The 2,725-nt window shown below is 58.3% G+C and carries 6 protein-coding genes; 5 read left to right on the plus strand and 1 reads right to left on the minus strand.

Annotated elements, in window-relative coordinates; genetic code table 11:
* The 5 genes from ACOYA6_RS22980 to ACOYA6_RS23000 form a co-directional block, all read left to right on the plus strand.
* Window positions 1-348: hypothetical protein (locus ACOYA6_RS22980; protein ID WP_422655472.1), on the plus strand; the 348-nt coding region annotated here is incomplete at its 5' end.
* Window positions 349-412: 64 nt separating this feature from the next.
* Entirely contained in the window at window positions 413-874 is a 462-nt protein-coding gene (locus ACOYA6_RS22985; RefSeq protein WP_422655473.1) for a hypothetical protein, read from the plus strand.
* An 87-nt stretch (window positions 875-961) separates the two neighbouring features.
* On the plus strand, window positions 962-1,108 hold the full coding sequence (locus ACOYA6_RS22990; protein WP_104652329.1) for a succinate dehydrogenase flavoprotein subunit: 147 nt from the start codon (window positions 962-964) through the stop codon (window positions 1,106-1,108).
* Window positions 1,109-1,145: 37 nt separating this feature from the next.
* On the plus strand, window positions 1,146-1,940 hold the full coding sequence (locus ACOYA6_RS22995) for an N-6 DNA methylase (RefSeq protein ID WP_422655474.1): 795 nt from the start codon (window positions 1,146-1,148) through the stop codon (window positions 1,938-1,940).
* A gap of 42 nt (window positions 1,941-1,982) precedes the next feature.
* Window positions 1,983-2,321, plus strand: coding sequence for a hypothetical protein (locus ACOYA6_RS23000; RefSeq protein WP_422655475.1), 339 nt, complete (start codon window positions 1,983-1,985; stop codon window positions 2,319-2,321).
* Between the two features lie 220 nt (window positions 2,322-2,541).
* Here the strand turns inward: ACOYA6_RS23000 and ACOYA6_RS23005 are convergent.
* On the minus strand, window positions 2,542-2,725 hold a 184-nt coding region (locus ACOYA6_RS23005), incomplete at its 5' end, for a hypothetical protein (protein WP_422655476.1).

Genomic DNA, 2,725 nt, shown 5'->3' on the forward strand with positions numbered 1-2,725 from the left:
TCCAGGAAGATGGGGGAAAACACCGTTAACGCCGTGACCCTGCCGGACAGGTTGCCGCCGTTTCCGGGGCTGGCGTTACGCATTAAGTGGGGTATGGCGCGGGTGATGCTGACCATCGACAAGGCAAAGGCAGAGTGCGAGATGTCAGACGCGCAGATCGAGGCGCAGTTTGAGGGCTACCACGATTTCAGGGCAGGCGAGACCGCACCCCCGCACATGATCACCGACGTGCCTGAACTGGTCAGCGCGTGGAAAGACGGCTGGGGTACGGCGGCAGAGTTTGCTGAGACGGCAGCATGTCCCGACTGCCAGAACAACAGCGGCGAACCCTGCTGGCTTCACGGTTAATCATTCCGGCAGCACCGCTGCCGGGTTACATGGCAGAAACAGAAAATATTCAGGAGTCAATCAGATGAACGTTACTACCCCGACCGCAGCCCCAATGGCTTTTTATGTCCCGTCCCATAACACCGTCTATGCCTGGGCAAAACAGCAGAACGGCGAATGGGTGACCGAGTTCGGCGCTAAAACGCTGGATACCGTGCGCAGCATGTACCCGGATGCCGAGCTGATGCCTTTTGCTCAGGTGCAAATCATGCAGAACATCGGCTATCGGCGGGAGTGGACGGAAATCACGCAGGCCCGTTATGTCAATCAGCTTGAGTCACTGCCGCCGATGGACTGGTGCCGTGGCTATGGCGGGGAATCGTTCAAGTCAATGGAGTTCACGGGCGGAGACGTGACCGCGATTTTTGTGCGTTACGGGGAGCGTTTCTTCGAATGCCGTGACCTGCACACCCTGACGCACAGGGCGCTGATCGGGGAGGTGATTAACCGTTTTTGTCTGGATGAACCCCTGATCTCCACGCATTAAAAAAGCAGGGTTGCCCCTGCTTTCTCAACGCCGGGTAGCCGCTGGAACGGTGAACCGGCAATCACAACCAACGTAAGGAGTTTGATCATGAAATTTGACCCGCAAACTGTCGCACAGGCGGAGGCGTTTGTAAATGCCATTCGTGCCGGTAAACGTGCCCACATGCCCGCGCTGCGCTTCGGCCAGTGGCAGGAGTTTATGACCACGGTTTACGCCGGGCTGGGTCTGGCTTAACAGGAGACGGCCGCCCACGGGCGGCCGGTAAAAAACCATGTCGCAACTCGATTTTGAATCCCTGTTTATGACCGAACCCGCAGCCGTACCGGTACCGGAGCCAGCCAGCCCGCCGCGCATCATCATGCCGGAGGAGGCACGCAGGCAGTTTATCAGTGTTTTCCGTCATACCGCGCCGTCTATGCGCCGTCTGGAGGTGTTCCGGGACTTCATCTCACTGGCCGCCCGCGAGCTGGATATGGCCCGAATCCGCACGCCGGAGAACATCGAAGAAAGCCGCCGCATCTGCGAACGCTACAAACCCGGCGACCTCAGCGACTTTAAACAGCTGTTCTGCCTGATGGTTACGGCGCTTGAGGGCAAATTTCAGGATTTTCTGGGTTCCCTGTTGATGGAACTCGAGCTGGGCGCGGCTGAAATGGCGCAATTTTTCACCCCGTATGATCTTCAGCTGATGATGGCAAAAATGCTGTCACAGGATATGCCTGACGTTGTGGCGCGTCAGGGCTGGGTGACTGTGGACGAACCCGCCTGTGGCGGGGCAGGGATGGTCATCGCCTGGGCGCAGTGCATGCTTGAGGCAGGCCTGAACCCTTCACAGCATCTTTACTCGCGCTGTACCGATATCGATCCGATGGTGGCGGATATTGCCTTTGTTCAGTTGAGCCTCCTCGGCATTCCGGCAGAGGTGATCACCGGCAATACGCTGACACTCCAGGTGAATTGCGTGCGCTACACCCCCGTGTATTACCTGAACAACTGGGCGGATCGGCTCGCGTTCCGTAGCCGCATCGATGCCATGCGTAAGTTTATGGCCAGAGCGGCCGCCTGAACATAAGAGAGGGCAGGACGGGCCTGCCCGGAGGAGAACAGAATGAACGATAACGAGCTGAACAGGGTTCCGGCCACCGCGCTGAAGACAATGGCGGCGCAGATTGAAGAAAGAGGGGGACGGGTTTTCTTTCGTGGAAATAATGACCGTGCCAGCCTGGCCGCTGCCGCACTCTGGCAGTTTGCGCGCCTGAGCGGACTCGATGATGACAGCGAGTCACTGGACACGGTTCTGTCGGATTTTCTGGGCGACATGCTGCATCTGTGTGAGCAGTACTGGCCAGGCGGAGAAGGTGAGGCGCGCTTCAACGCCGCGCTACAGATGGCCAGAATGCATTTTGTACAGGAAAACGACAAAGATGACGAGGAAACAAACTGGTAAGCGCTGATTAAAATACAGGCAAATGAGCGGGGGAGGCACGGGACGTGCTTCCCCTTTGTTTATCCACAGCATTGAGGCCATTCTGTACAACGTGCCAGTGGATAACGGGCGAAAAGATAAGCCCCTGCGGGGCAGCGCATGCGACCGCGCCTACGGCGCCCGCGCTGCGCATCTGCAATCTTTCCAGTCGCTCCAGGTGTTTTTTTACCGTTACGTCTCCCTATTTTATGCTGGCTTCATCCTTGCTGATGCCGGACCAGAACAGGGTTACGGGCTGCACAATCACAAAATGCAGGGCGCTGGCCCCCTTCGGCTCCTGACCCGCTGCACGGTTCAGTCGTCGAGCCCCACTCCGCCAGGGCCGCTGCTGCGCACCGTCCGGTCTCCGCCGAACCCCTGCGGGT

It is taken from the genome of Leclercia barmai, from assembly GCF_049312895.1.
In the GTDB taxonomy this organism is placed as follows: Bacteria; Pseudomonadota; Gammaproteobacteria; order Enterobacterales; family Enterobacteriaceae; genus Enterobacter; species Enterobacter barmai.

Bases quoted from the DNA above. Each gene is read 5' to 3' on its own strand.
- ACOYA6_RS22985 (WP_422655473.1), top strand. From the start codon at position 413: ATGAACGTTACTACCCCGACCGCAGCCCCAATGGCTTTTTATGTCCCG.
- ACOYA6_RS22990 (WP_104652329.1), top strand. From the start codon at position 962: ATGAAATTTGACCCGCAAACTGTCGCACAGGCGGAGGCGTTTGTAAAT.
- ACOYA6_RS22995 (WP_422655474.1), top strand. From the start codon at position 1,146: ATGTCGCAACTCGATTTTGAATCCCTGTTTATGACCGAACCCGCAGCC.
- ACOYA6_RS23000 (WP_422655475.1), top strand. From the start codon at position 1,983: ATGAACGATAACGAGCTGAACAGGGTTCCGGCCACCGCGCTGAAGACA.